26 protein-coding genes and 1 pseudogene are annotated in these 26,116 nt (G+C 42.2%); 14 read left to right on the top strand and 13 right to left on the bottom strand.

The window, feature by feature from the left end; translation table 11 throughout:
* Positions 1 to 86 precede the first annotated feature (86 nt).
* Positions 87 to 1,757, top strand: coding sequence for a hydroxylamine reductase (gene hcp / locus Vgang_RS15085; RefSeq protein WP_105901651.1), 1,671 nt, complete (start codon positions 87 to 89; stop codon positions 1,755 to 1,757).
* Positions 1,758 to 1,844: 87 nt separating this feature from the next.
* Positions 1,845 to 2,912 carry a hybrid-cluster NAD(P)-dependent oxidoreductase gene (locus Vgang_RS15080; RefSeq protein ID WP_105901650.1) on the top strand — a complete coding sequence of 356 codons (1,068 nt, stop codon included), beginning with the start codon at positions 1,845 to 1,847 and terminating at the stop codon, positions 2,910 to 2,912.
* A gap of 82 nt (positions 2,913 to 2,994) precedes the next feature.
* Here Vgang_RS15080 and Vgang_RS15075 read toward each other — a convergent pair whose 3' ends face one another.
* The 9 genes from Vgang_RS15075 to Vgang_RS15035 all read right to left on the bottom strand — a co-directional run bounded on the left by Vgang_RS15075 (position 2,995) and on the right by Vgang_RS15035 (position 12,629).
* On the bottom strand, positions 2,995 to 3,249 hold the full coding sequence (locus Vgang_RS15075; protein WP_105901649.1) for a DUF2999 family protein: 255 nt from the start codon (positions 3,247 to 3,249) through the stop codon (positions 2,995 to 2,997).
* Positions 3,250 to 3,331: 82 nt separating this feature from the next.
* Positions 3,332 to 3,484, bottom strand: a complete 153-nt coding sequence (locus Vgang_RS15070; protein WP_157946010.1) for a hypothetical protein — start codon at positions 3,482 to 3,484, stop codon at positions 3,332 to 3,334.
* Positions 3,481 to 4,344 carry a VOC family protein gene (locus Vgang_RS15065; RefSeq protein WP_105901648.1) on the bottom strand — a complete coding sequence of 288 codons (864 nt, stop codon included), beginning with the start codon at positions 4,342 to 4,344 and terminating at the stop codon, positions 3,481 to 3,483. The genes Vgang_RS15070 and Vgang_RS15065 overlap by 4 nt, the downstream gene beginning before the upstream one ends.
* A 186-nt stretch (positions 4,345 to 4,530) precedes the next feature.
* On the bottom strand, positions 4,531 to 5,532 hold the full coding sequence (yjfF, locus tag Vgang_RS15060; protein WP_105901647.1) for a galactofuranose ABC transporter, permease protein YjfF: 1,002 nt from the start codon (positions 5,530 to 5,532) through the stop codon (positions 4,531 to 4,533).
* Positions 5,529 to 6,575, bottom strand: coding sequence for a galactofuranose ABC transporter, ATP-binding protein YtfT (gene ytfT / locus Vgang_RS15055; protein ID WP_105901646.1), 1,047 nt, complete (start codon positions 6,573 to 6,575; stop codon positions 5,529 to 5,531). Before ytfT ends, yjfF begins: the two co-directional genes overlap by 4 nt.
* On the bottom strand, positions 6,572 to 8,119 hold the full coding sequence (gene ytfR / locus Vgang_RS15050; protein WP_105901645.1) for a galactofuranose ABC transporter, ATP-binding protein YtfR: 1,548 nt from the start codon (positions 8,117 to 8,119) through the stop codon (positions 6,572 to 6,574). The genes ytfT and ytfR overlap by 4 nt, the downstream gene beginning before the upstream one ends.
* Before the next feature lie 194 nt (positions 8,120 to 8,313).
* Positions 8,314 to 9,273, bottom strand: coding sequence for a galactofuranose ABC transporter, galactofuranose-binding protein YtfQ (ytfQ, locus tag Vgang_RS15045; protein ID WP_105901644.1), 960 nt, complete (start codon positions 9,271 to 9,273; stop codon positions 8,314 to 8,316).
* A 390-nt stretch (positions 9,274 to 9,663) separates the two neighbouring features.
* Positions 9,664 to 10,119 carry a methylglyoxal synthase gene (locus Vgang_RS15040; protein ID WP_105901643.1) on the bottom strand — a complete coding sequence of 152 codons (456 nt, stop codon included), beginning with the start codon at positions 10,117 to 10,119 and terminating at the stop codon, positions 9,664 to 9,666.
* Positions 10,120 to 10,259: 140 nt separating this feature from the next.
* Complete coding sequence (locus tag Vgang_RS15035; protein ID WP_105901642.1) at positions 10,260 to 12,629, bottom strand: fatty acid cis/trans isomerase; 2,370 nt, start codon at positions 12,627 to 12,629, stop codon at positions 10,260 to 10,262.
* A 389-nt stretch (positions 12,630 to 13,018) separates the two neighbouring features.
* Between Vgang_RS15035 and Vgang_RS15030 the strand changes: the two genes are divergently transcribed.
* The 5 genes and pseudogenes from Vgang_RS15030 to Vgang_RS17135 all read left to right on the top strand — a co-directional run bounded on the left by Vgang_RS15030 (position 13,019) and on the right by Vgang_RS17135 (position 16,361).
* Positions 13,019 to 13,555: a DUF3332 domain-containing protein gene (locus Vgang_RS15030; protein ID WP_105901641.1), complete on the top strand. Its 537-nt coding sequence runs from the start codon at positions 13,019 to 13,021 to the stop codon at positions 13,553 to 13,555.
* A 171-nt stretch (positions 13,556 to 13,726) separates the two neighbouring features.
* Positions 13,727 to 13,960 (top strand): hypothetical protein, encoded by a 234-nt coding sequence (locus Vgang_RS15025; protein WP_105901640.1) that lies wholly within the window; start codon positions 13,727 to 13,729, stop codon positions 13,958 to 13,960.
* A gap of 302 nt (positions 13,961 to 14,262) precedes the next feature.
* Positions 14,263 to 15,306 (top strand): GMP reductase, encoded by a 1,044-nt coding sequence (locus tag Vgang_RS15020; protein ID WP_105901639.1) that lies wholly within the window; start codon positions 14,263 to 14,265, stop codon positions 15,304 to 15,306.
* 380 nt (positions 15,307 to 15,686) lie between these two features.
* Positions 15,687 to 16,273 (top strand): annotated as a pseudogene (locus tag Vgang_RS17140) (sigma 54-interacting transcriptional regulator).
* Positions 16,236 to 16,361: a DUF6119 family protein gene (locus tag Vgang_RS17135; RefSeq protein ID WP_406708317.1), complete on the top strand. Its 126-nt coding sequence runs from the start codon at positions 16,236 to 16,238 to the stop codon at positions 16,359 to 16,361. Before Vgang_RS17140 ends, Vgang_RS17135 begins: the two are co-directional and overlap by 38 nt.
* A gap of 240 nt (positions 16,362 to 16,601) precedes the next feature.
* Here the strand turns inward: Vgang_RS17135 and Vgang_RS15005 are convergent, their stop codons facing one another.
* Together Vgang_RS15005 and Vgang_RS15000 are read right to left on the bottom strand one after the other, a co-directional pair.
* The gene (locus Vgang_RS15005; protein ID WP_105901638.1) at positions 16,602 to 17,384 is read right to left on the bottom strand and encodes a helix-turn-helix transcriptional regulator; all 783 of its coding nucleotides are present in this window, start codon (positions 17,382 to 17,384) and stop codon (positions 16,602 to 16,604) included.
* A gap of 25 nt (positions 17,385 to 17,409) precedes the next feature.
* A complete protein-coding gene (locus tag Vgang_RS15000; RefSeq protein ID WP_105901637.1) occupies positions 17,410 to 17,943 on the bottom strand; it encodes a YbhB/YbcL family Raf kinase inhibitor-like protein in 534 nt (177 codons plus the stop codon).
* A 552-nt stretch (positions 17,944 to 18,495) separates the two neighbouring features.
* Here Vgang_RS15000 and Vgang_RS14995 point away from each other — a divergent pair.
* From Vgang_RS14995 to arsB, 4 genes are all read left to right on the top strand, one after another.
* Positions 18,496 to 19,527, top strand: coding sequence for an OmpA family protein (locus Vgang_RS14995; RefSeq protein WP_105901636.1), 1,032 nt, complete (start codon positions 18,496 to 18,498; stop codon positions 19,525 to 19,527).
* A complete protein-coding gene (locus tag Vgang_RS14990; RefSeq protein ID WP_105901635.1) occupies positions 19,524 to 20,366 on the top strand; it encodes an Ig-like domain-containing protein in 843 nt (280 codons plus the stop codon). The genes Vgang_RS14995 and Vgang_RS14990 overlap by 4 nt, the downstream gene beginning before the upstream one ends.
* Positions 20,367 to 20,525: 159 nt before the next feature.
* The gene (locus tag Vgang_RS14985) at positions 20,526 to 20,864 is read left to right on the top strand and encodes a metalloregulator ArsR/SmtB family transcription factor (RefSeq protein WP_105901634.1); all 339 of its coding nucleotides are present in this window, start codon (positions 20,526 to 20,528) and stop codon (positions 20,862 to 20,864) included.
* A 76-nt stretch (positions 20,865 to 20,940) separates the two neighbouring features.
* Complete coding sequence (gene arsB, locus Vgang_RS14980) at positions 20,941 to 22,014, top strand: ACR3 family arsenite efflux transporter (protein ID WP_105901816.1); 1,074 nt, start codon at positions 20,941 to 20,943, stop codon at positions 22,012 to 22,014.
* A gap of 55 nt (positions 22,015 to 22,069) precedes the next feature.
* Here the strand turns inward: arsB and Vgang_RS14975 are convergent, their stop codons facing one another.
* Positions 22,070 to 22,957: a LysR family transcriptional regulator gene (locus tag Vgang_RS14975; RefSeq protein WP_105901633.1), complete on the bottom strand. Its 888-nt coding sequence runs from the start codon at positions 22,955 to 22,957 to the stop codon at positions 22,070 to 22,072.
* A 124-nt stretch (positions 22,958 to 23,081) separates the two neighbouring features.
* Between Vgang_RS14975 and Vgang_RS14970 the strand changes: the two genes are divergently transcribed.
* The 3 genes from Vgang_RS14970 to Vgang_RS14960 all read left to right on the top strand — a co-directional run bounded on the left by Vgang_RS14970 (position 23,082) and on the right by Vgang_RS14960 (position 24,736).
* A complete protein-coding gene (locus Vgang_RS14970; protein WP_105901815.1) occupies positions 23,082 to 23,501 on the top strand; it encodes a CidA/LrgA family protein in 420 nt (139 codons plus the stop codon).
* A 4-nt stretch (positions 23,502 to 23,505) separates the two neighbouring features.
* On the top strand, positions 23,506 to 24,204 hold the full coding sequence (locus Vgang_RS14965) for an LrgB family protein (protein WP_105901632.1): 699 nt from the start codon (positions 23,506 to 23,508) through the stop codon (positions 24,202 to 24,204).
* 133 nt (positions 24,205 to 24,337) lie between these two features.
* The gene (locus Vgang_RS14960; protein WP_157946009.1) at positions 24,338 to 24,736 is read left to right on the top strand and encodes a DUF1090 domain-containing protein; all 399 of its coding nucleotides are present in this window, start codon (positions 24,338 to 24,340) and stop codon (positions 24,734 to 24,736) included.
* Positions 24,737 to 24,810: 74 nt separating this feature from the next.
* Here the strand turns inward: Vgang_RS14960 and Vgang_RS14955 are convergent, their stop codons facing one another.
* Positions 24,811 to 26,103, bottom strand: a complete 1,293-nt coding sequence (locus tag Vgang_RS14955) for a DUF5666 domain-containing protein (RefSeq protein WP_105901630.1) — start codon at positions 26,101 to 26,103, stop codon at positions 24,811 to 24,813.
* Positions 26,104 to 26,116 lie beyond the last annotated feature (13 nt).

Raw genomic sequence — 26,116 nt, 5'->3', positions numbered from 1 at the left:
GCACGCTGCGTGCAATACAGTGATTAAGTTTTTCTTGGCCGTCATGGGATAGGCCTAATTATTATTAATCACTGGAGCTTTAAACTATGTTCTGTATTCAATGTGAGCAAACAATCCGCACCCCTGCTGGCGATGGCTGTTCTTACGCACAAGGTATGTGTGGTAAAACGAGCGAAGTGTCTGATCTGCAAGATATCTTAGTTTACGTATTGCAAGGTGTGTCTTTTTGGGCGGATCTTGGTCGCAAGTTTGATATTGTCGATACAGAAATTGATGAGTGGTCACCTCAAGCATTCTTTTCTACCTTAACTAACGTCAACTTCGATGCGGACCGTATTGTTGAATTTTCTAATCAAGCGTATGCATATAAATTACGTTTAGAAGAAAAAGTCCGTGCAGCGGCAACATTAGCTAATCAAGCATTACCAGAATTAACGCCAGCGGCTCAATTTGCATTACCAACCGCTCGTGAAGAGTTATTAAAATACGCACCTCTTGCAGCCGTAAACCGTGGTCATGAAACGGTAGACCCCGATGTCATGGGGTTACGTTTATTATCTCTATATGGCCTAAAAGGTGCGGCAGCTTATATGGAGCATGCACGCGTACTGGGTCAAACAGATGAAGCTATTTTCGCAGAATATCACCAAATCATGTCTTGGTTAGGCTCTGAGCCTCAAGATCTGCAAGCGTTGCTTGAGTGTTCAATGCAAATTGGTTTGATGAACTACAAGATCATGGAAATGCTTGACCGTGGTGAAACGGAAACTTTTGGTCACCCAGCGCCAACTCAAGTCAACGTTAAGCCAGTCAAAGGCAAATGTATTCTCGTGTCTGGCCATGATTTGCATGACCTTGAAAAAATCCTACAACAAACTGAAGGCAAAGGGATTAACGTTTACACCAATGGTGAAATGTTACCAGCGCATGGTTACCCTCAATTAAATAAATATCCTCATTTAGTCGGTAACTATGGCAGTGCTTGGCAGAATCAGCAAAAAGAATTTGCGAACTTCCCGGGTGCGATTGTGATGACATCAAACTGCCTATTAAACCCAGAAGTGGGCCAATACAACGATCGTATCTTTACTCGTAGTATTGTAGGTTGGCCAAATGTGACTCATATTGTCGGTGATGATTTCTCACAAGTGATTGAATGTGCATTAGCGCAAGAAGGGTTCAAACACGATGAAATTGAACACATGATCACAGTGGGTTTTGGTCGTAATGCATTGATGGAAGCGGCGCCTGCGGTTATCGATCAGGTGAAACAAGGTAACATCAGCCATTTCTTCCTAGTGGGCGGCTGTGATGGTGACAAAGTGGAGCGTAACTACTTCAATGAGTTCACGAAACAAACGCCAGATGACAGCCTAATTCTAACGCTGGCTTGCGGTAAGTTCCGTTTCAATAAAGAACAGCATGGTGAAATCAATGGCATTCCTCGTCTCTTAGATGTGGGCCAATGTAATGACTCATACTCAGCGATTCAATTAGCACTCGCATTGGCAAAAGAGTTTGATTGTGGCGTGAATGAGCTGCCACTGACTTTGGTTCTATCTTGGTTTGAGCAAAAAGCCATTGTGGTTCTATTAACGCTTCTTGCATTAGGCATTAAAGGTATATATACCGGCCCAACCAAGCCGGCATTCTTAACCGATAACCTCATGGCTGTGATGCAAGAGAAATTTGACCTACGTGGGATCTCAACGGTTGAAGCCGACTTAAAAACTATTTTAGGCGAAAAAGCGGCGTAATTATGTGAGTAAAAATGCCACCTTGATGACCCTTCAAGGTGGCATACATATCGAAAGCAATAGTTGAGAACATGGTAGAGATAAAAAATGAACAAGTATGAATGGCCAGACAACCAACCCGCAGCCTTTATTTGCCAACGTAAATGGCAGGAAACTCCAAATTGCGTTAGCGTTACTTTAGTAGCAGATAATCAAAACTCAGACACCGTATTTGATTTTATTCCTGGCCAATTTATCACGCTCGGTATTGAAGTAGAGGGTAAGACGGAATATCGCGCTTATTCATTAAGTTCAATGCCTAATCAAAACGAATTACAGCTGACTATTAAACGCGTTGATGGTGGTAAAGTTTCCAACTATATCGTTGATTCTTTACAAGAAGGTCAAATCGTCTCAGTGTTAAAACCTGCTGGTGAATTTCATATTGGTCAGCCGCATGGTGAGCGAATTGTATTGCTTAGCGCCGGTTGCGGTATTACGCCGGTGATGTCGATGGCGAAAACTTTATTATCCGATAAAACTGACACCACAGATATTTACTTTATTCATGCGGCAACCGAATTAGAGCAAGTTATTTACCATCAAGAATTACTTGAAATGGCCGCATCATATGAGCGTTTTCATCTTGATGTGATGTTAGAAAATGCCCAAGGTTCGGACTATTTAGAAGGGCGCTTAACTCAAGCGGCTTTAAAGCAATACTGTTCTGATATTGCCGAGCGTAGTGCCTTCTTATGTGGGCCTGTGGGATTTATGGCGGCGATGAAAGAGAACCTGCAAGCGCTGGGTATGAATATGGATTTCTTTTATCAAGAAAGCTTTACACCAGCGGAATCTGAACAGCCAAAAGTGGTTGCCAATGATGCAGAAAACAAAGCACAGGCTTTAAGCCAAGCCTCCGTTTTTGTACCAGCCTTTGGTGCACAAGTTGAAGCAAAGGTGGGCAGTGCATTAATTGATGCTTTAGAGGCGGCGAAAGTACCTGTGATTGCAGCTTGTCGTAGCGGTATTTGCGGTTCGTGTAAATGCAAAGTCACCAAAGGGGAGTTCACTCGCACTAGTACGGCAACGTTAACGCAAGAAGAATTAGATCAAGGCTTTGTATTGGCATGTTCATGCCAGATCGAATCGGATGTGGAAGTCGCGTTGAGCTAGTCGAAAGCGAATCTGCAAGTCTGAAAACAAAAAGGTCGTGAGTTTTTGGCTCACGACCTTTTAGTTATGTTTGAATATTACCTTACTGATTTTGCAGCTTTTCTTTAGCTTGTTCTACTTTTGAATAATCCAAGCCTAGTTCATCCACCGCATCTTTGATCAAGGCTGGGTTTTGCATTACCTGAGCCATTAACATCTGCAGTTTTTCTTGTGGCAGTCCTAGTTGGCTAATGGTCGCCATTGCAGCCATTGGGTTGGTGGTGAGCTCTTGAAAAATCTCACGAATTTGAGCGTCTTCGATATTGTGTTCTTTTAATAAAGCTAGAATCGGGTTCATTGTGTTCTCTTACAAACATTGAAAAATGTAAAGCTAAGCGACCGCAAAATGCTATTGAAGTCGCTTAGTAAAATCAATGGTTTTATAGGTTGCCGCCAATACCAATACTTGGATTGACATAGACAGGGCCAATTTTAAATGGTGCACCAATATCTAGGCTTGCGTACGGAGTACAAGAGGCCACCATTAATACCGCTGCGGTAACAATAAGCAGTTGTTTAATGCGTTTCATCATTTCATCTCCTGTGCTATCTCTTGGATCACGAAGCCTGCACCAGCTGGGTCGCGGACGATAGCCACGGTGCCATTACGAACTTGTTTGTTTGGTGCCATTAATACGACACCGCCATTTTGCTCAACTTTAGCAACAGTGGCGTTAACATCATCCACTTTAATGTAGTTCACCCACGTAGTGGTAATGTCATCATTCGGCTTTTTTACTACGCCAAATGCAGGTTTACCACCCATAGTAAGATATTGATAGCTGTGGTCACCGAGTGCTTTTTCTGCTTTGTTGTAGCTGTTCAATGATTGGTAGAACTGCTGACTTTGAGTAACATCTTGTGTCCAAACTTCTTGCCATACCCAGTTGCCGGCTTGTTTATCAAGTGGCATCGGATCGCCATTGACGGTATCCAATACTGAGAATACCGCGCCTTGCGGATCTTGAATGACTGCGATATCACCACGGCCTTTGAGTGTGGTTTTCTTTATTAATGTTTTACCGCCGGCTTGAGTCGATTTTACTAAAGTGGCATCCACATTAGCGGTCGACATCACAGGCAACCAATAGTTAGTGGTGCTGTTACTTGGCATTTTTGCCATACCAGCAATAGGCTTGCCTTGGTAAGTAATGAGGCTGTAATCACTATTCACGGTTTGGTAGTCCCAGCCAAAAACGTTGTGGTAGAACGGCTTGACTTGGTCTGGTGCCGTGGTGACAAGATCGCGCCATACTATCGTGCCTTCGGCTTTTTGCGCTGTATCTGCAAGTGCCGGTAAATTGAGTGAAGAAGAGGTAGTGCACGCAGCTAATAGCAAGCTGAATGAGCCAACAATCGGCGCGCTTATCCAGTGTTTTTTGAACAGATTCATTCTTATTGACCTTAGGTAAAAATAAGCAACTATATGAATTTATTACTTTAGACTAAAACAGAAATGAACACACTCAGTTTGAAAGGATAATTTGCAAGCAGGTGACAATTGTTTGATTTGAAATAAAAAAGCGGGCCTATGATACCCGCTAAAATGACCACAAAAATAGGTGCAAAAAACTGGGGATCACGTTGCACCCTCAACTTTTGCCTCATTGGCTGAGTAGGCATTTCTGCGCCGTTCGGAGAGAACCACAAGTAGGCGCTGCAAGCCAATAAAGCAAAACAGTAAAATACCAATGATGATTTTGGTCCACCATGAACTTAATGTGCCATCAAAGGTAATGTAGGTTTGGATCAAGCCTTGTATCAGAACGCCAAATAGCGAGCCAAAGACAGTGCCAACCCCTCCAGAAAGAAGCGTACCACCAATAACGACGGCGGCGATGCCATCAAGCTCCACCCCAACCGCTGCTAACGGATAGCCTGCTGAAGTATAAATAGAGAAGACAACCCCAGCTAACGTGGCGAGTAAGCTTGATAACATATAAATGCTGATATTAGTGCGGCGCACGGGAACGCCCATTAATGCAGCAGATTGTGCATTGCCACCAATCGCATAGACGTTATTACCGAAGCGGGTACGATGGGCAAGATAAATACCCAATGCGACGACAGCCAGCATGATGATCGCAATTAAGCTCAAACGGCCACCACCCCATATTTTCCATGATGCGCGTGACAGTTCACGAAAAATAGGATGTGTTATTGGAATCGATTGTTCAGAAAGTAGGAATCCTGCGCCTCGTAAGAAGAACATACCAGCCAAAGTAATAATGAATGGTGGAATTTTTAGGGTATCAATTAGCCAGCCCATCATGGCACCAAACATTGCCCCCATGGCTAAAACAATAGGAATGGCGACCATAGGGTTGATGCCCCAATCGCCAACCATTTTGGCAAGAAAAACACCAGTAAAAGCCACCACAGCGCCTACCGATAAATCAATCCCGCCAGAGAGAATAACAAAGGTCATTCCAACGGCAATAATGCCTAAAAATGCGTTGTCGGTGAGGATATTACAGATCACTCGTGTGCTTAAAAAAGCGGGGTACTCAATTAGACAAATGAGGTAGCCGAGGAAAAACACACTGATGGTGATCACTAAAGGTAAGTGTCTTTTGATCATGATTGACCTCGCTTAGCGGAATTTAACACCGCTGAAGATTGCAAAACCAGTACTACTAACACAACCAGCGCTTTAACAATTAAGTTCCATTGCGGTTGGTAGCCTGACAGCAATATCCCGGTGTTCACACCTTGAATAATCAGTGCGCCAATTAAGGCTAAAAACAGGTGAAAGCGGCCACCCATTAAGGACGTACCACCAATAACCACAGCTAAGATAGCGTCCATTTCAAGCCATAAACCAGCGTTATTGGCATCGGCTCCTCTGATGTCCGCTGCGACAATAATGCCAGCAATGGCGGCCATTAAACCGCTTAGCATGTAGGTGGAAATCACAATCACAGGGGTATTGATACCGGCGTTTTTAGCCGCGCGAATATTGATACCAACCGATTCAATAAATAGCCCGAGCGCGGTTTTTTGGGTGAGCATCCAAACCAAAAACACACACACTAAAGTAATGATGACCGGTGTTGGGAAGTAGAGAAACGAGCCACTGCCAAACCAAGCGAGGGTGTCATTATTGAAGGTGATGATCTGGCCTTCGGTAATAAGCTGAGCAATGCCGCGTCCAGCCACCATCAATATCAAGGTCGCCACTATGGGCTGTATTTTAAACACGGCCACTAAAAAGCCATTCCACAAGCCACAAATTAGCCCGGAAGCGAGTGCCGCCAGCAACACCACAGGTACGGGGTAGCCTTGCGCAGTTAAGCTTGCCATCGTCGCACCACTGATCGCCATTACCGCACCGACCGATAAATCAATCCCGCCGGTGGCAATCACTAAGGTCATACCTATGGTTAATAACGCCACTGGCGCGCAGCGATTCAGAATATCAATCAAGCTTCCGAAAAATCGATCATCTTGAATGTGGATAGAAAAGAAACCATCGGCCACTAAGCTATTAATAATGAATACCAAAATGAGAGCCGCCACCTGTGGCGCACCTTTAGGCATTTTGAATTTAAAGCCATAAGGTTGCTGAGGGGGATTTTTCACCGGCTTCGGCTTGATAGAATGTTGAACCGTATTCGTGTTCATGCCGCACCTCCTTGCGCAATAGCTTGCATGATATTTGGTACGCTTAATGATTCGGTTGGGATTTCTTTAACTTGTTTGCGATCGCGTAATACGATGACTCGATCGGCATAGCCAACTAACTCTTCTAGTTCCGAAGAAATCACTAAAAGTGCCAACCCATCGGCGCATAAGGTTTCAATTAAACGAATGATTTCGGCGTGTGCGCCCACGTCAATGCCGCGAGTCGGTTCATCGAGAATGAGAAATTTGGGCTTGGTCAGGAGCCAACGTGCCAGCAAGGCTTTTTGCTGATTACCACCCGACAGAAATTCGATTGGCTGCTCCATGTTCGGCGTTTTAATGCCGAGTTGTTTAATATAACGATTGGCAATATCTTGCTGTTCTTTCATTGGAATAGGTTTAAACCAGCCACGTTGAGCCTGCAGGGCCAAAATAATGTTTTCCCGTACTGACGCGGCGCCAATAATACCATCGGTTTTTCGATCTTCTGGGCAAAAACCGAAGCCACTCCGTGATGCTTTACGGGCTGAATGCACGGTGATTTTCTGGCCGCGGAAAACACATTCACCGCTGTCACTAGGTTGAATACCAAAAATGACTTCAGCGGTTTCTGTACGTCCAGAGCCTAGTAAGCCTGCTAAGCCAACAATTTCGCCAGGGTAAACATCGAGGTCGAAAGGCTGAATCGTGCCTTTTTTGCCATAGTTTTTTAATTGAACCGTTGGCGTGTTACTGAGACGAGTTTTACCTGCACGTTTAAGTGCGTTGTCATCAAGATCTTTACCTAGCATCATTTTAATCAGCTCGATTCTGGGTAAATCTTGAGTGGTTCGAGTGCCAATTAACTGTCCATTACGCAGCACGGTAATTCGGTCAGAGATTTCATAAACTTGATCTAAAAAGTGGGTAATGAAAATTAAGCTGATCCCTTTAGCTTTTAAGTCAACCATGATTTTAAACAGCATTTTTACTTCGTTGTTATCTAAGCTGGCTGTGGGCTCATCGAGAATTAACATTTTGGCGGATAAGGATACTGCGCGCGCAATGGCGATCACTTGTTGAATCGCCACCGAAAAATGATTGAGCGGCAGAGTAACATCAATTTTCAGACCATATTGTTTCACCAATTCCTTGGCTTGCTGGGTCATGGATTTTCGGTTGATAAAGCCCCATTTTTTCGGCTCATGGCCAATGAACAAGTTATCGACCACCGACATATTGGGCAGCAAGTTTACTTCTTGGTAAACCGTGCCAATGCCTAGCTGCTGGGCGTGTGATGTGTCGGTCGGGTTTATGGTTTGTCCATCTAAAATAATGTCACCAGAATCTTTTTGATAAACGCCCGTTAAGGCTTTGATTAAGGTAGATTTTCCGGCACCGTTCTCACCCAATAGTGCCATAATTTCTCCATGTTGAAGTTCAAAATCAACATTATCTAAAGCACGTACTCCAGGGAATGACTTACTGATCCCACGCGTTTGTAGTAGTGGACGAGAAGTATGGGGTGCAGCTGAATGTCCTTGTTCAGGTGTGGCTTGTTGCATAACGACTCCGTTAGTGCCTAAGTAATGCGTGTCCACAAGTGTGAAGCACGCATAAGCACATGATCCTTCTTATAACGGGTTCGTCCAACGCTTAGGTTAATCTCAAAAATCTAGTCACTCATGAGAGCGGCGCTAAGCGATGAAACCCTTAAAACCGGTTGATTGAGTCAAACGTGTTGGTTCGTTCTACTCGATTAGTAACCCATATTTTTCTTAAGCGCTAATTGCTCTTCTGCGCTATTAGGTTCAAATAGGTTAGTTTCGGTTTTAATGTGTTTAGGTGGGAGGGTGCCGTCTTGTTTGTATTTGATTAAAGCATCAAAAGCTGGGCCAGCCATGTTGGGGGTCAACTCAACGCTGGCATTCGCTTCACCGGCCATCATGGCTTTGAAAATATCGGGTACACCATCAATAGAAACAATGTAGATATCTGAGCCCGGTTTTAGGCCCGCTTCTTTAATAGATTGAATCGCACCGATAGCCATATCGTCGTTGTGCGCGTAAACAGCACAAATGTTTTTACCGTTATCTTCGGCTTTGATGAAGCTCTCCATGACTTCTTTACCTTTACTGCGGGTAAATTCGCCCGATTGAGTACGAATGATCTTCACGTTATCTGAACCGGCGATCGCATCTTGGAAGCCTTTTTTACGGTCAATGGCCACACTCGCGCCGACAGTACCTTGCAGTTCAACAACATTACATGTTTTGCCATCGACTTTATTGGCGAGCCATTTACCGGCCAGTTCGCCTTCGAGAACGTTATCGGCCATCACCGCTGTCATGTAAAGGGAGTCGTCTTGAACATCGATTCCGCGGTCTAGTAAGAAAACAGGAATTTCAGCGTCTTTGGCTTCTTCAAGCACGGGGCCCCAACCAGTTTGTACTACAGGTGCAATGAAGATGGCATCAACACCCTGGGCAATAAAAGAGCGCACAGCTTTGATCTGGTTTTCTTGTTTTTGTTGCGCATCAGATATTTTGAGGGTAATTCCACGCTTCTCAGCTTCTGATTTCGCTACGCTGGTTTCCGCTGCACGCCAACCCGATTCAGAACCAATTTGTGAAAATCCGACAGTGAGGTCTTGCGCAAATACGGATGGTACTGAAAGCGCTGCGCTGATCATGGCGGTTAAGGCGAGTTTTTTAAGCATAATTTTTTCCTTTTTATTATTGGGTACGCATGAGGTACGACGAGAAATACATTACGTCCTTTATCTCGTTGCTTAAAAAGTAGTCGAGCAATTTGTGCTTGCGTATGGCAAGAGTCACATTGCCTCTTAAATAGCTATTATCTCCATAAAGATAGCGGCCAGATCCATAATCAAAGTTTGATGAATAAACTAATAAAAACAACAGCCTAAATTAGACTTTAGTCGTAGTGTGATTACTCTTTTAAAGAGAGAAAGAGAGAAAGAGAGAAAGAGAGAAAGAAAGCTATAGAAGCATGGCTGATATAAAAAATCCCAAACACCGATGTCCGATGTGGTGTGCTTGGGATGAATAATAGTTAAAACGCTGAGCCTTTATTAAGCGCTAAAAGATTATAAGCGTTCGTTCAAGTAGGCTTGATAATCGGGAATTTCAATATCCACTTCTTGTTCTAGTAATACAGAATTGAATAGGAATTTTGCAGTGGCACGGTTAGTGGCGACCGGAATATTCCACACAGAAGCAATGCGCAGTAGTGCTTTAACATCTGGGTCGTGCGGTACGGCGTTGAGTGGATCCCAAAAGAAAATCATCATGTCGATTTTGCCTTCAGAAATCAGCGCACCCAGTTGTTGGTCACCACCCATAGGGCCACTGATCAGGCTTTTAATCGCAAGGCCAGTTTCACGGCTGAGTAGATTACCTGTTGTTCCCGTTGCATATAAGAAGTGGCTTTGCAATTTTTCTTTGTTTTCCGTAACCCAACGAAGTAGTTCTGGTTTGTAATGATCGTGCGCGACAAGAGCAATGTTCTTGTGAGCAGGCATAGTACGAGTCGTTTTCTTCATTATTAACATCCTGAATGTTCAATAAAATTGGTCTTACTCAAGCATAATTTAATTATCAATAAAAAAATAGGCTTGAATGCGGTTACTGATCAGTAAACCATTCAAGCCTATTCAGTGATTGAAACTAAGTTATGCTGAACCTAGCGATTCTCAAAGCGGTTGTAGTCGAGTAAGCCCGCTTCAACAGGTTGATCTTTTTTATACCATTCGGCAATTCTATCGCTAAATGACCAAAAATCAGGATCACTACGACGGATACCATATTTATCTAACATCGATACATAGTCATCGTTATTTTGCATAGTGGCTAAACGTTGATAAAAATCGTTGATATCTTTTTCTTTTAGCTGCAAGAAAGCGGCGGGATAACTGCCTACAATGCCTTTGACAAAGGTCAGATCATCATTTTCAAGATCGCGATTACTTTCTTCATCGAATAGGCTCGAAATATTGGTATGAGCGTTATTGTGAATCAAAGTGAAAACTTGGTCTTTACCACTGTTGGTCGTAATTAACACGGTGACAAGTTGAGGTACGGGGAGTAAGCCTTTGCCTTTAATATCATCAATTTTACGTAATGTGGCTTCGTTTTCGCTTGATAATCCTGTATCACGAATTTCATAACGATGGCCTAGTACTGGCTTCAAGCGTTGTTTTAGCAATTGATACAGTTCAGCTTGAGTATCTTGAGTTTTGTACTTGATACTGCTTGGCTCTTCAAATTTTTTCACATCACGTTGAATAAAGGCGCTCAGTTGCGGTGATGGATCTTGATACCAACTTTCCATGATGCGGTGGCGATCCGCGATAGGGAGCAAAGATAAGAAATTCTCTTCACCTTCCATGCGCAGGAAGTCCATAAACATCCGGGTCATTAGCTGGTGACCAAAGTTGCCATACACGTCAAAACCATCGACTAATAAATACTGAATACGCTCAAGTAGGGCGTAGTCCATTATCCATGCGGTTTTAGGCGGTTTACCGACCAAGCCTTTCACCACGGACGCACTATCAAAATGACGGAATACGGTTAATGCTGCATTGTCATTTTTACCATCGCCATCCCAAACCAGATCAGTCGTGAGATGTTCACCGCCTTTAAACCATTCATTCATGGCTTGGTTTTTGGCTTTTAAATAACGTGCTTGTTGTTCTGAATAGCTGACCCATTGATAAATCGGGACCACATTGCTTTGCTTTTCTGATGGCAATTTTAAGTTGTCGGTTTGATCGTAATAGAACTTTTTCACGCTCGGGAATTTTGAAGCAGAAGGGTCAACAAAGAATACCCAGAAACGGTCATTAATCACGTTTAGAGCTAATTGACCACGACACACAGGGCCCTTGATGAAGCTCATGATGGTGTTTTGCGCGTTATCTAGCATAAAGTTAAATCGCGCATCGACCGGTAAATCGGCAAAGGCGGTCATTGGATTCGCTGCCACGGTTGGCTCATAACCAGGAAGTTGTTTCACTTCATAAGTTGGCTCAATAAACAGTGACTTCACGCGTTGCAGTTTCGCGTCATTGAGCGCGTAGGGCTGGTGGGTTTTATCCACTATGGTGGCAGGGTAGGCAGCCAGTCGATAATACACACGGTCTACTTTGGGATCGTCATAAGGTCGACGGGTGGCAATGCGTTTGATCGGTTGACCAGGAGGCGTCGCAGAGCGAACCATCGCAAAGAATTGAATCGAGCTCTCTTTGGTTGCTCTTGGATTATCAGTGAAATACAGGTGGGTTAAGAACAAATGCTCGTAAATATAGCGGCTAGATAATTGCTGCTTTAGAGAATCGCCGTTTAAAAAGGCTTCCCACTTATCGACTTCATCTTGTTGCGCTTTTGATAGCGGAGCATGAGCGGTCATGATGGCACCATCAGCAAGCCAGTTCATGAGTGTTTGATGTTCTGCATTACTTAATGCTGGCATACCATACGGCATTCCCCAAGTTGGATAATCGGTTTGGTATTGCTCATAGTTTTCAATCGTCGGGCATTGTTGTTGGCGATCAATAGAAAAATCAAACCCTTCTAATTGTTTTTGTTGTGGCAGAGGATGCATTTGTTTTTGCGTCAGTAAGCGAGCCACAAGACCGGCTTCTAAATTGGCTTCTGGAATTTGTGAACGCTCATTGAGAATGGGGTGAAAGCCAATTTTTCGCCATTCTTGCGTGGTTTGAGCATCTTCGAACAAACGGGTGGGATTGGAAGCGGTTAAACGAGTTCCTTCATAAACTAAGCTTTTATTTGCGCCACGATCGATGCCTTCAACAGAAGATAATTTTAACTGGCAGGGCGCATCATAACAGGCGTGACAAACCACACAGCGGTTATCCAAGATAGGTTTGATCTCGTTAACAAATCGTTGAGCAGCCTTACTATTGTATTCGGGCATACGTTCTTGGACTTCGGCTTTACCAAATAAGTCATCGTAATTCAGCCCAGTGTAGACGGCACAACCAGCAAAAAGAGTGAGGAAAAGCAAAAAAGGAATAAGTCGTAACTTCATTGGGCTACCATTTAAAATCCATCTAATTAGTCTCTAATTGATAAGAGTAACAAATTAATGATACCTAAATAAGTGAAGAGTTTTGAAATTCATTATGTTCTACTAACGTTTTATCTATGTTTTTGATATGTAAGTACAATAATTATTTATTATGTATTCTTGATGTTTTATGAATCCCGGCTATGAAAATGGATATAAATTAGCAAGTTGGGTATGTCAATTATCGCTACTTACTTCAAAAATAAGGTAAATAAAGTTATTCTATCCACGGCAGTGTGCTAGATTTACAAGAGGCTGTTAACCTTGAGTTTTTGAGATGGTTTGTCTTGAATGGGTTTAACCTTGAACGCTTCTAAGTATTTAAAAACATTAATAGAGAGTAATTTATTATGAAAAAGTTGAAAGTAGCTATCGTAGCAGCTCTTGGCGTAACAACTCTAAGTGGCTGTATGGGTCAAATGGGTGTAACTGGCCTAGTAACTAAAGTGAACTTAATGGCAGTTGATAACCGTTACGCTCGTGAAGGTCTATTCCTTCTAATGAGCCCAGTGTACGGTATCGCTTCTATTGCTGACTTATTTATCTTCAACTCAATCGAGTTCTGGACTGGTAAAAACATCATCACTAACAAGTCTCCAGCTCTAGTAGATACAAGCGTTGAAGCTTGGTTGAAAGTCAACGATAAAGTAGATAGCTCTCTAACTGGTGCGCCAGTTCAAGCTAACAACGCTGACGTTGAAAACACAACTATCCAAAAAATCGACAACAACACGCTAGAAATGAACGTTTCTTACGTTAACGGTACGCAAAAAACTCTACGTGGCGTGAAGACTGGCGACGCAGTTGCTTTCTATGCAAACAACGAGCTAATCACAACTGTTAGCTTACAAGAACTAGAAGATTACGTAGCATCAGCTCAACTGTAATCTCCTTTTTATTAGCTAACACTGCTATACAAATTTATTGCTTAGGGCCGATCATTTGTGATCGGCTCTTTTTTTGCGCCAAATCTCAAATCCTCGAAAATTCGACCTAAGTACTACAGATCTTTTGCTCCTAGACTTTCATAGTAAAGCCAGAGCAGAGGAGAAGTATTTATGGAAATGGCATTTGTGATTGTTGAAAAGTCGATTTTATTGATTGGAGTTGCGTGTGTGTTATTCAGCTTATTTGAATATGGAAAACGCAGCCATGATTGGAAAGGGGCAGTAACTGCATTCTATAAACGTGTTGATATGACCGTGAGCGAATTTAAGTTCTATAAAATTGGCGTGAGCTTGCTGATTATGGCAGTTGTTTTACGAATTGTTATTCTAACTTTATGGCCGTAACTGACTGATATTTAAGTTTTTGTATGCTCGTTAGACTTGACTGAATAGTCAGTTTTCGGGGTGCTATCTGGCATAAGGTATCATAAAAAAATTTAAAATATCAGACTAGAAAGAAAAAAATCACAGCCTATAATGCTGAAAACCGGAGCGTCTGCCAACGCTCCGGTTTTTTTGTGTCCGAAATATATGAACGCTTCTGCCAAAGCATTCATAACGCATGTAGGATTTACCAAGTAATAGCTACATTACTGCCTGCACCAGAATTGGCACATACCTCTTATGTAATAAAGGAAATTTGCATTATGCGTATCGAACAAGAACTTAAGTTAGGCTTTAAAGATGTGTTATTCCGCCCTAAGCGTTCAACTCTTAAAAGTCGTTCTCAAGTAAATTTAACCCGCGATTTTACGTTCAAGCACAGCGGACGTCAATGGTCTGGAGTACCTGTTATTGCGGCTAATATGGATTCTGTTGGTAGTTTCGATATGGCCAAAGCATTGGCTGAGCACGGTGTAATGACCGCGGTTCACAAGCACTACACCGTTGAAGACTGGAAGGGCTTTATTGAGTCTAATGATGCAAGCGTATTAAACAATGCGATGGTATCTACCGGTACTTCTGATGCTGACTTCCAGAAAACCAAAGACATCATGGCAATGAGCGATGATTTGATCTTTATCTGCATTGATATTGCTAACGGTTACTCTGAACACCTTGTTGAGTACGTGACTAAAGTTCGCGCGGAATTCCCAAATAAAGTGATCAGTGCTGGTAACGTAGTGACTGGCGATATGGTTGAAGAGCTTATCCTAGCTGGCGCTGACATCGTAAAAGTCGGTATCGGCCCAGGTTCAGTATGTACCACTCGCGTAAAAACTGGTGTTGGTTATCCTCAACTTTCTGCCATTATTGAATGTGGCGATGCAGCGCACGGCTTAGGTGGCATGATCATCGGTGACGGTGGTTGTACTTGCGCGGGTGATGTATCCAAAGCTTTCGGCGGCGGCGCAGATTTCGTGATGCTTGGCGGTATGCTAGCGGGCCATGAAGAATCAGGTGGCGAGCTTATTGAAAAAGATGGCAAACAATTCATGAAATTTTACGGCATGTCATCTCAATCAGCGATGGACAAGCACTCTGGTGGCGTAGCGAAATACCGCGCAGCAGAAGGAAAAACCGTGCTCATTCCATTCCGTGGTTCGGTACACGGTACCATCAATGACATTCTTGGTGGTGTGCGTTCAACCTGTACCTACGTTGGTGCGGCTAAGCTTAAAGAGTTAACTAAGCGTACTACCTTTATCCGCGTTCAAGAGCAAGAAAACAACGTGTACGGTAAAGAGTAAACTCGGAAAATCCAAATAAAAGTGGCTGCCAATGTGCAGCCATTTTTTATGCATATAAAGTATGGTGACGATGAAATGGCGGTAGGGGTTAATCTTTGTTATATCGGTTGGAAAGGTTCGCTACACGGATAAAGAAGCTCTCGGAGCTTTCATCGTTATAAGGTTTAGGCCTTTGCAAAAACATAGAGCTCCTCCTGAATCTAATATAGGAGGTGAAAGTCCACTTAACAGGGTTTTACTTGGGATTGAGAGGTAAACCACAAATTTTTGATTTTGCTACGGAATACACCAAATATTCTACCAATGCCATACAATCACTGACATCAGACAGCCCTAAATTAGACTCGGCTTTTGAAGCTATAACAGCAAAGTCGGAAATCATGCAACGTCTGGTGAAAAAAGCTCACAGACTCGTATTATCTGATTTGCCAGCACTGGTACTTGGTGAAAGTGGATCAGGCAAAGAGGTGATGGCGACAGCCATTCATAACGCAAGTCTTCACTCTGATAAACCATTTAGAGCTGTGAACTGTGGTGCTTTACCAGAGAATTTGGTGGATTCTATTCTGTTTGGTCACGTAAAAGGTGCCTTTACGGGAGCAGATAAAGAGCACGCTGGGTTATTTAAACAGGCAAATGGCGGTACTTTGTTTCTTGATGAAGTGGGTGAGCTTCCGCTCAATATTCAGGTTAAATTACTGAGAGCGCTGCAACAAAAAAAATTACAAGAGTTGGTGATGTCAAACTTAAAGTGGTTGATGTGCGTATTATCGCTGCTACACATCAACACTTGTTTGAGATGACATCACAAGGGAGATTTCGAGAAGATCTTTGTTATCGACTTGCTGTAGGGGTTATTGACATGCCACCGCTTCGAGCAGGAGAGGAAGACATTCCCGAGCTCATATCAACATTAATGCGTGATATAAATCGACAGGCTGAAAAGCATCCTCCCTTTCTTCAGTAAAGTAAATCTAACTAAAACTTACGAGAACTTGAGTCAGAGAGGTTTTAAAGTGTCGATTGCTGGTGTAGGTAAGGTAAAGAAGCCTTGAAACGGTAGCATGCAAGTGTTCTAAAAAATGTGCAAGGTTTAAACATGCTTTTCCCAATCTGATCGAAATGATTAACCTGATTATCCTAAACCATTAAGATTCGGTTAATAATAAGTTGGTGATCGATTAGCGGCACGAATATTGTGGAGAAGAGTAAATGCCGGTGTTTCATGGATCATTTAAAGTTTCTTCATGGGGCAATTAACTGCGTCAGTTGATGTGCAGTTATGAGTGCTTAACCTATTGATTAGTAACGGTTTTAATGTAGTCTCTTGGTGTTAGTCCAAACTTATCCTTAAAGCGTTGGCTAAAGCGCCCTCCGGATTGATAGCCACATGAAAGAGCCAATATTGCGACGTTATTGTGACCTTTTTGCATTAAGTCTAACGCATGATTTAACCGGACTTCTGTTAGCACTTCTCTATACTGCGTGTTTTCTTGTTTCAGCTTTCTAATCATTGTTGAACGGCTTATAGCAAAGTGCTGAGCAACCTCGTCTAGATAATGCTCTTCACTGGGATTTTTCGCTAGATAGCGACTTAATCTCTGACTAAATGTCGTATTGGTATCAGCGAATAGACAGTGTAATACACCAAGTTCTGCCAACTGTTGATAAAGCCCCTGCACCCAATAATATTGTGTATCCTGGCTCATGCTTTGTTGATTGAATGAAAAAAGCGCGTTTAGTGTAACTTGTAATGCGTCACTAGCTTCTAGTATGGGAGTTTTTACTACGCCGCTGTTACTTTTACTTAGTTCGATTATTGAGCTACTCGGTAATCCATAGAAGCTGAACACTCTGGAACGAAAAGCTCCCTTTTGTGGAAGGTTTTCGAAACTCAATGATTCGTAAGCCTCGCATAACAACAATTCAGAGTGAGAAACATCTATGGCAGACTCCCTCCAAAATAGACGTTTACTGCCAGTCATAATTTGAATAATGCTTGGGGAATGAATCCTTACATTCCTGAGCTTTTGAAGTTGTTCTGCTCGAAATGTTGTAACTTGATATTGTTGGTTCATCATTCCCCCTATTTGTTATTTTGGTTTAACGAGTATAAGTAGCGGTTAACTTGGATTTGCCTAAAGCAATATTGTTCAATGTAAAGCCTATCACAGCAGCTGAAGTATTTTCGTTTAACTCTAGTTTTTCGGTAGGCAATGCCCACACGGTAAATTGGTAACGGTGCATACCATGCCCTTGAGGAGGACAGGCTCCACCAAATCCAGTAGTACCGTAATCGATATGAGATTCGATACCACCCAGCTTTTTAATGTTTACGTTTCGTGCTAGTTCGTTGACTGAAGCTGGAATGTTGAATGCAATCCAATGCCAAAATCCGCTGCCTGTGGGGGCATCGGGATCATAAACTGTGATTGCAAAACTTTTAGTACCTGATGGAGCGTCTTTCCAAGTTAATTGAGGAGACTGGTTGCCACCATTACACCCCCAGCTATTATATTCAAAGGTCTTAGCCATCGGGTAACCTTCCTGAATATCACTGCTATTTAATTCAAAGGCTTGCGCTGAGCTCAAAGTTATCAAACTTAGTGCCAATATAGATGTATTGATTATTTTCATTGAAGTGTTCCTTTGCTTGCGTTAGGGGCTAAAATTATATGCCTCATCCCAAGAACAATGGTGTCAATGAGTGTCACAGATGGGTTTTTATGATGCTTTTTTGATACTTAATGCTCTGCAAACGGTTTGTAGGAATGGCTGTCTGATAGGTATTGCAGCATTGCGATGTTTTAGTTTGACTTCAGGCACTAGCACTTTTTAATTTAAAATCCTAGGTGTATCTGGTGATACGGATGGTTCATTCGTTGAGCTGTGAACAGAGCTTCATACAACCTCATATCGCAAGCCCCATTTCAATTTAGCTTTAAGGCTACTGTCCAAAGTACTGTACTGGGTGATCGCTAGTTATCCCAACTGAGACTAGCTATTTATTTTACCTAGTGTGGGAATCTCAAATGCACATTCTTAGTTATAGATTCATGCGTATATATAGCGTGCTTTTCGGTGCTGCAACCTGCATTGCGATTTTTTTTTAAATGACAAATGCCTATTCCTGGGGGGGTATTGGTTGTATAAAATTCGCCCAACTTTTAACGGTTAGGTATCAGGTTAATGAAACAAAAATTAGCGGTTGCTAACGTTATTATGGGGTTATCACTGATTGGTGTATCAGGATCAGTGATTGCTGCTAATGACAAGCAATACACGATGACAGATGAAAGCACAACCATGAACCCTCAAGATGTGCCGTACCAAAATAACGATCACTTATATATTGGTTTGAGGACAGGTTGGGGGGCTTTTGATGGTGCATGCTCCGATAATGCAGAGGATTGTAATGATGACACCCTAGGATATGGCTTGTATGGCGGTTATCAATTTGCCCCGTGGTTCGCTCTAGAAGGTGGTGTGACGGATTATGGTAAGCCCGATGCTAAATACACCTCTGGTGATATTTCAGCAGATATTTATGGCGTCGAAGCTTCCGGTTTATTCATGTACAGGCTTAATGATAAGTGGACACCATATTTACGATTAGGGGCTGCATATCAAAACATTAAGAAAGATATTGAACTAGAAGATGATGATAAGAAAAAAGATCATGATTGGCATTTATTGACGGCGGCAGGTCTCGATTACAAATTGTCTAGACAGTGGTCAATTCGAGGCGAATACCAATTTATTAATGGGATTGGTGGAAATAATACGGGTAATGCTGATTTACATTTTACCTCATTAGGTCTTACTTATCATTTCAATCAGCCTGAGCCTATTCGCTATACCCAAAAGGAAATAACTCTAGATTCAAACGCATTGTTTGCTTTTGGTGATAGTAAATTGAAGTCATTCTCAGATTTAGATTCAACACTCGAATCACTAAAAAAATATGGGACAGGTAATATAAAAATAACTGGATATACGGATTCTATTGGGCAAGAAGAGTTTAATAAAAAATTATCGCTAGAGCGGGCTCGTTCAGTGTACAACTATATGATTAACAATGGATTAAAAGGCTTTAATGTTTATGTTGTAGGCAAAGGTGAATTAGAACCTATTGCTGATAATTCAACAGAAAAAGGGAGAGAAAAAAATAGACGAGTAACTATTGAGTTTAATACGACAGTACAAGAAGAAGTTAAATGATGAAAAATAAATTTATAACATTGATATCAATTTTTATGATTTTGTTCATTTCAGGGTGTAAGAACAATGGTGATACGGGATTGTTAGAAAATCCCGATTCGGGAGCTGATAATAATATACAACAGTTAGTTATTTCACCTGAAAATAGTTCGATTGTTACGGGGGGAAGTCAAACATATACGGCTGCTATTTTTCAGGGTGGGACATTTGTATCTGATGTAACAAAAGATGCGGATTGGGCTTCTTCTGATGCTGATAATGTCAGCTTTGATGAACCTGGAGTAGCAAAGTCGAATTATGAAGGTGAGGTGACAATCACCGCTAAATATAATGGCTTAACTTCTAATACCAGCACCTTAACCATAAGTGATAAGACTGTAGCGAGTATTGAAATCGTTCCAATTGAAAAAAGTACCTTAGTCGGAATGACTGCTAATTTTATTGCCATGGCTAATTTCATGGAAGGTGGTCGTGAAGATGTCAGTAGCATGGGCACATGGGATGTTGAGAATGACAGTATCGCGAGTGTTGATAATAAAGGTGAAGTGACGCCACTTTCCGTAGGTGATTCCCAAATTAATTTTACCTATTCAGGTATAAGTGTAAGTGCTCAACTCCATGTTGTTGGCGATATAACAGAGGTTGACTCATTAACAATAACGCCAAAACAAATATTAATGACTTTGGGTGATAGAGTTGGGTTTAATGCCAACTTGCATTTGATAACAGGTGAAACAGTGCATGTGACAGATTCGGTCGAATGGAGTTCAAGTTTGCCAGGAACGATGATCGATCAGTCTGGAATTTTCATTTCACAAGTTGAAGGTCAGAATGCTTGAGTACCAATTTACCATCTCACAAAAATATCAACTTATGGTTTTTTCAACAATAGATTTACACACGATGGCCACTTCATAAACTCGAAGTGGCTATTTTTTATCTCTTTACATCTGAAATATCATATATATGATATTCCATATATTTTAGATAGGAGAAAAATGATGTCTCCCCTTATTTTGTACAAAGCTCTAGCTGAAGAGACTCGCTTGAAATCATTGCTGTTAATGCAACATCTTGGTGAATTGTGTGTTTGTGACTTGATGCAAGCGTTGGAATTGAGCCAGCCCAAAGTCTCGCGCCATTTAGCGGAGTTGCGTAAACATGAAATCGTCTTGGATGAGAGGCGCGGCAAATGGGTGCATTATCGAATCAATCCCGAGTTGCCAGAGTGGGCGAGGACGATTTTACAAATCACGTTGCAAAATAATCAGGTCTTGATTGAGAAAGAGCTAAATAAGGTTGGTAAAGGATCTTGTCAGGCTTTGGCTTATGAATAGCTTGGCTTAGGAATAACTTAGCTTACGAGTAACTCGGTTGGCGAATAAATAGAGTGTAAGAGTTGGATAAACCATGATGAATAATGCAGTAGAACCGGCGCAAACTTCAGCGTCACAAAGAATGAGCTTTTTAGATAGACACCTAACCTTATGGATTTTCTTAGCCATGGCAATCGGTGTTGGAATTGGCGTTGCTTTTCCTCAGGTCGCGCAGTGGAATGAAAGTATGTCGGTGGGCTCAACCAATATCCCGTTGGCCATTGGTTTGATTTTGATGATGTACCCACCATTGGCGAAAGTGAATTACAGCTTATTAGGTGAAGTAACACGAGATAAAAGAGCGATCACCTTATCTTTAATCATGAACTGGTTTATCGGTCCAATTCTGATGTTTGCTCTGGCCATTATCTTCTTGCGTGATTACCCAGGTTATATGACGGGTTTGATTTTAATTGGCTTGGCGCGTTGTATTGCCATGGTACTAGTGTGGAATGACATCAGTGGTGGCAGTAAAGAATATGGTGCAACGCTGGTTGCTCTTAATAGTGCGTTCCAAATTGTGACTTACAGTTTCATGGCATGGCTGTTTATTACCGTGTTACCACCGTATTTTGGCCTCGAAGGCTTTGCGGTTGATATTACCATGTTGGACATTGCAGAAAGCGTATTGATTTACCTTGGGATTCCATTTTTAGCGGGCTTTCTAAGCCGTAAGTGGTTGGTGTCAGCAAAAGGTGAGCAATGGTATAACGAAGAGTTTATTCCTCGAATCTCACCGATTACTCTTATTGCGCTGCTTGCGACAATCGTTCTGATGTTCAGCTTGAAGGGCGAGATGATTATTGAATTGCCTTTTGATGTGATTCGCGTGGCGATCCCTTTAGTGATTTATTTCTTGTTGATGTTTTTTTCGAGTTTCTATATTGGTAAGAAGATGGGGCTACCATACGATCAAAATGCTTCCATTGCGTTTACCTCTTCAGGAAATAACTTTGAGTTAGCGATTGCGGTATCTATTGCCGTGTTTGGTTTGAATTCCGATCAAGCGTTTGCAGGTGTTATTGGGCCATTAGTGGAAGTGCCTGTGTTAATTGCGTTAGTGAATGTCGCTTTACGTATGAAAATGAAATACTACAGTTCAGGAAAATAGCCATAATTTTCAAATGATAATGCCCGTTCAGGTAAGTTGAACGGGTATTTTTTATTTAAGCACGCCCTAATTTTTTGTGTCTGCACAGTTCAATCCAAGCCTCAGCCGCTTTCGGAACATAGCGTTCAGCATGCCAAATTAAACCGAGTGACCAGTCCATCGAATGCACCATAGGTTTGACTAATACACCATCATCTTTAACGCGGTGACACAGCGGTTCAGGTAAAAACGTAACCCCATTACCACTTTTTACCAGTGCGACCAGAAAATCCCATTGGCTGCTACGCGCAGAAACTTGCGGGTTAAACCCAACTTGCAGACAGCGCTGGTGGATATATTCACTCAGTGTGAACTCTTTGGTGTAAATATAAAAAGGCTCGTGTTCAAGATCTTTCCATTTTACTTGAGTTTGTTTCTGCCAATGTTGGCTGTTAGGCACAATGGCATGGACAGGGTAGCTATCGAGAGGTAATTGAGTGAATTCCGGTCGGGCTTGTTCTTCCAGCATGGTCATCGCCACGTCCAATTCCCCGTGGAGTAAAGCTTGTTCAATACGCTTTCCACCGTACTCGACAATGGTCAATTCAATATTCGGGTAGCGCTGCTTAAAACTTCGGATTAAAGAGGCATAAAGATGCCCAACCATAGGGGGGATCCCCAAGCGTAAATGACCGCGTTGGAGTTGATTTAAATCGTCCAATTCAGACTGCATTTGTTCCATTGACTCGAGAATCTGTAATGCTCGCGCATAAACGATTTCGCCGGCTTCGGTGAGCCAAAAACGCCGCCCTTCACGGTGAATTAAAGGCTGGCTAACGGATTGTTCTAAATTTTTGATCATCTTGCTGATGGTCGGCTGAGTGACAAATAAGCTCTCTGAGGCGCGAGTGAAACTTTGTTGTTGGATCAGTTCAACAAAATATCTTAGTGCTTTGATATCCATGGCATCATTCCAGTTAAACATTTGCATTCCATTTTGGCATGATTTTTATAAAAATAATTCATTTTTCGATGGTTTTTCTGCGTCATATACTGCAACTATCTTATGGCAAGTGGAACAAACTGATATGTGTAAGCGTGTTTTCTCTATTCTCTTTCAAGTCGTCATATTTTCACTGATCTGGCTGGTGGCTGATTACTTAGTTCAGCGGTTTCATTTTCCTATTCCGGCTAATCTAACCGGTATGGTGCTGTTGCTGATTTTATTGTTTTCTCGTGTTGTTAATGTGGATTGGTTACGTAGTGGGGCAACATGGCTATTGTCTGAAATGCTGCTGTTCTTTGTACCCGCAGTAGTTGCCGTGGTTAAGTATCCTGATTTAATGATGCATGAAGGTGGGAAGATTTTAGCCATCTTATTTATAAGCACGATTTTAGTGATTGGTGTAACGGCGTTGGTTGTCGATAAAATTTATCGCTATGAATTGCAATTGGCACGCCGTAAGTCGAATAAACATTCAACGTCTTCAGTAGTAAAATTAGGTTAATCACATGACGGTATTATCGGGTTATTTTCTTGGTATAGTCTGCTTTTTGATGACCATCATTTTCTACTATTTGAGTAAATTTTGTTATCAACGCAAGCCGTCGTTATTGTTGATGCCATTATTGTTCGCTCCGATATTATTGGTCGTGATGGTGGTCAGTTTTAAGATCCCTTATCAAGACTATATGAGTGAATCGCATTGGTTACTTTGGATGCTTGGCCCTGCAACGGTGGCATTTGCTATTCCGGTTTACGATAACCGCCAACTTATCGCAAGGCATTGGTTGTCGATTTCAACGGGCGTGTGTGTCTCTGTCATTGTGGCGATTTCAAGTACGGTATTATTGGCGAAGTTTTTCCACTTATCGGAAATATTACAACGTAGCTTAGCCATGCGTTCTATTACGACACCTTTTGCAGTTGAGGCAACCAAATCGGTGGGAGGTGAAGTCGACCTCACGGCGTTATTTGTGGTGATCACTGGGGTGATAGGTATGGCGGTGGGGGAGTCTATCTTAGCGTTTTTATCCATACGCTCTCACTTAGGCAAAGGAGCCAGTCTTGGCGCATCGGCACATGGGGCTGGCACAGCAAAGGCATATCAACTTGGCAGCTCTGAAGGTGTCGTGGCCAGTATGGTGATGATGATAGCGGGTGTAGTGACGGTTTTGGTTGCGCCATTTGTCGGGCTGATATTTTGGTAAATCAGCCTTGGAAAGTGATGGTATATCTAAAAGTAGATTTGAGCATCGCACAGTATTTTGACGTAAATTCTACATGCATACCGTGTCATCTCAGCTATAGTAGTGATATCTCAACACGTTTATGGATATTCGTATGAAACACACTCTTATTGCTACTTCTGTCTTGAGTTTATTGGTAGGTTTTAGTGCCAATGCGGCGCAAAACTGTGAAGATTTAACTGGCTGTGATGCCAAAGTTTGTCACATTGAAAAGCAGTTGGAATACGCGAAAGAAAAAGGCAACACCAATAAAGAAAAGGGTCTGACCAACGCACTTGAAAACATTAAAAAGCACTGCACAGTGGATGGTTTAAAAGGCGACTTACACAAAGATATTGCGGATATCAAAGATGACTTAGCCGAACACCAAGATGATTTGGCGGAGGCAATGGAAGAGCAAGAATCAGACAAAATTGCCAAATATCAACAAAAGATTGAAGAAGACCAAGCTAAGTTAGAAACGCTGCAAGCTGAATTAAAAAAGCTGAAATAATCAATAATCAAAGTTAGAAATACAAAAATGGCGCTGAAAGTTCTGCGCCATTTTTCATTTTTTGCTCGTTTAAATTAGTTATCGATACGGCAGCTAGACACGCTAGAATTCATTGTCACTAACTGACATTCCACATCAATACGGTCGCCATCTGTGTATGCATCTAAGCTGGCGTCTGTTGCAACATAAGCCCAAATTGTACCGTCAGTCATTTTGCCTTGAAGATCGATATCGTTGTCGTTGATTTCGATTTCTTCAATTTCTTTTACCAAGTAGATAGTTTCTGTGCCGTTGGTTTGCTCAATACCTTCAACTTCGATTTCTACACCAGATAAGCTATCTAGGCTTAAACCGTTTTCAAAATGTGTATTGGCATTCACAACGAACTCAAAACCGTTGATGCTAAAGTGAGTTGCATCGATATAAGTCGCAGTTCCCGTCAATGCAAACTTGTTACTTACTACGGATGTGTTTTGAGAACCTGAACCGTTTTCAAAGTCGATTTCAGTGGCTTCTAAACCGGAGTCTCCATTGAGCAGTTCGGCATCTACCTGTGCACCTTCGATCAAGTCGCTTTGAACGCCATCTTCAAAGCGAGTCGTTGCGGTAATGGCAACGGTAGTGCGTCCATTAAGTTCTATGACTGATTTTTCGTTGTTCACCCAAGTGATAGTACCTTCTAGTTCCATGTCACTGTAGCGGTCGTCATTTTCAACTTCTACTTCTGTGGCAATAAAGACAGCACCTTGCATATAACCTTCAACTTCCACCCAATCGCCATTAACGGGAGCACGTCCATCATCTACTGCTACACTGGCAAAATCCACTTCCGTTGCGCCAATGAAGAAACGACTGTCCGACGCTTGAGAAACTGTGCCTTCAATTTCAGCTTGGTTAACACCGTTTACAATGAATACACCATCTGTTTGCCAAGTATTGTTGGCGTCAAAAAAGCCATTTACAAACACCCAATCACCTTGAGTAAAGGCCGTGTTGATATTAGCTGTAGAAACGGTGATGCCATTAACAACAATGGAATCGGCATTCACGTCACTAATTTCACCGACAAGATTTGGCTCAATGTCAATTTCTTCAGCCGTTCCACGACGGTTGGTTTCCACTTCCAAGCGCATGCCGACTTGAATGTCTTGCAAGCTCCAAGTGATATCGTCGTAACTAACTTCTGCATTTTGTGCATCTAAGGTGTACTCGTTGACGGTAATTTGCGTATCGCTTACGGCACTTGCCACACCATTTAATTTAGTGGGCGTAGCGGCACCGTTGCTAGAATTGCTGTCGTCCGATGAAGAACCACCGCAAGCGGAAAGTAAAGCGGCCATTGATAAGCATAAAAGTGTCTTTTTCATGATTAACCCTTAG

This window comes from Vibrio gangliei (assembly GCF_026001925.1).
Lineage (GTDB): Bacteria > Pseudomonadota > Gammaproteobacteria > Enterobacterales > Vibrionaceae > Vibrio > Vibrio gangliei.
Note: the sequence above shows the minus strand (reverse complement) of the source record. Positions and strands in the feature narration are given on the sequence as shown.